A 1691-nucleotide genomic window follows, 5' to 3' on the forward strand; every position below is an offset into this window, starting at 1 on the left:
CTCGGCGGGGTGAACCCGCCTCGGGGAGCCGGGGCTGCGTCCTGCGCCCGTGCGGCCCGTCCGTCCCTCAGACCGCGTAGGAACGGAGCTTGTCGGCGCGGCGCCCCTCCCGGAGCTTCGCCATGACCTCACGCTCGATCTGACGGACACGCTCTCGCGACAGACCGAAACGCTTCCCGATCTGGTCGAGAGTACGCGGCTGGCCGTCGTCGAGCCCGAAGCGCAGGGTGATGACCTGCTGCTCGCGCTCCTCGAGCGTGGACAGCACCGCGCGCACGTCCGAGTGCATCACGTTGGTCACGACCGTGTTCTCGGCGCTGGTGGCCTCGGCGTCCTCGATGAAGTCGCCCAGGGGCGCCTCCTCGTCGGCGCCGACCGGCATGTCCAGGCTCACCGGGTCCCGGGAGTGATCGAGCAGCTCCTCGATCTTGTGCGCGGGGATTCCCGACTCCTCCGCCAGCTCATCCAGGGTCGCCTCGCGTCCGAGCTGCTGGTGCAACTCCCGCTTGATGCGGGCGAGCTTGTTGACCTGCTCCACCAGGTGCACGGGGAGCCTGATGGTGCGGGACTGGTCGGCCATGCCCCGGGTGATCGCCTGGCGAATCCACCACGTGGCGTAGGTCGAGAACTTGAACCCCTTGGCGTAGTCGAACTTCTCCATGGCTCGGATCAGTCCGAGGTTGCCCTCCTGGATGAGATCGAGCAGTGGCATCCCGCGACCGGTGTAGCGCTTGGCCAGGGAGACCACCAGTCGGAGGTTGGCCTCGAGCAGGTGTGCACGGGCCGCCTCCCCCTCGGCGACGATCACCTTGAGGTCCGCCTTCTTGGTGGGGCCGATCCGCTTCTTGGTGGCCAGGAGGTGGGAGGCGTACAGACCGGCCTCGATACGCTTGGAGAGCTCGACCTCGTCCTCCGCGTTGAGGAGGGCGGTCTTGCCGATCCCGTTGAGGTAGACGCGGACGAGGTCCGCGCTGGGGCTCTGGCCTTCCGACTCCGCCTCCGTCCGACGATCCGATCGGGTGGTGGCTGACGTCATGTCTCCTCCTCCTGCCGGTCCGGGGGATCAGAGCCGGCGGTCGGTTGCTGATGGACGGAACGGGCGCGTGGCCGGGTCACGGTCACGTACTGCTACAACGGCGGGGCCGCCGGGAATGTTCCCGCGATGATGACGCCCGTCACGAGGCGCGGGAACCCGAGGTGTCGACGAGGACGGTGAACGGGCCGTCATTGACAGAACTGACCTGCATCATCGCGCCGAACTTGCCGGTCGTGACCTCGAGACCGCGGTCCCGGAGACCGCGGACCACCGCGTCGACGGCCGCTTCGGCCTGCTCGCCAGGGGCGGCGCGGGACCACGACGGCCTGCGCCCCTTGGTCGTCGACCCCATGAGGGTGAACTGGCTGACCACCAGGACGGGCGCGCCGACCTCGACCGCGCCCACCTCGACCGCACCGTCCCGGACCGCATCGTCCCGGAGTGCACCGTCGTCGTCCGCGCCCGACCGGCCCCGCAGGATGCGCAACTCGGCGATCTTGCGGACCATCGTGGAGACGTCCGTCTCGTCGTCGTCGGTCGACACGCCGAGCAGGACCAGAAGTCCGGCGCGGGGGAGTGCGCCCACCACGGCCCCGTCCACGGTCACAGACGCCTCGGTGACCCGCGAGATCACGGCTCTCATCGGTCCGCGGGA

General features: G+C 69.4%; 2 protein-coding genes. Both read right to left on the bottom strand.

Annotated elements, in window-relative coordinates; genetic code table 11:
* Nucleotides 1-67: 67 nt before the first annotated feature.
* Nucleotides 68-1036: a sigma-70 family RNA polymerase sigma factor gene (locus G6026_RS12515; protein ID WP_017837708.1), complete on the bottom strand. Its 969-nt coding sequence runs from the start codon at nucleotides 1034-1036 to the stop codon at nucleotides 68-70.
* Between the two features lie 139 nt (nucleotides 1037-1175).
* Complete coding sequence (dtd, locus tag G6026_RS12520) at nucleotides 1176-1679, bottom strand: D-aminoacyl-tRNA deacylase (protein WP_107756392.1); 504 nt, start codon at nucleotides 1677-1679, stop codon at nucleotides 1176-1178.
* Between the last annotated feature and the right edge of the window lie 12 nt (nucleotides 1680-1691).

The organism is Dietzia sp. DQ11-38-2, from assembly GCF_014145055.1.
In the GTDB taxonomy this organism is placed as follows: Bacteria; Actinomycetota; Actinomycetes; order Mycobacteriales; family Mycobacteriaceae; genus Dietzia.

What these genes read in the sequence shown, in the direction of transcription:
- G6026_RS12515 (WP_017837708.1), bottom strand. Translation starts at nt 1,036, where the DNA reads ATGACGTCAGCCACCACCCGATCGGATCGTCGGACGGAGGCGGAGTCG.
- dtd (WP_107756392.1), bottom strand. Translation starts at nt 1,679, where the DNA reads ATGAGAGCCGTGATCTCGCGGGTCACCGAGGCGTCTGTGACCGTGGAC.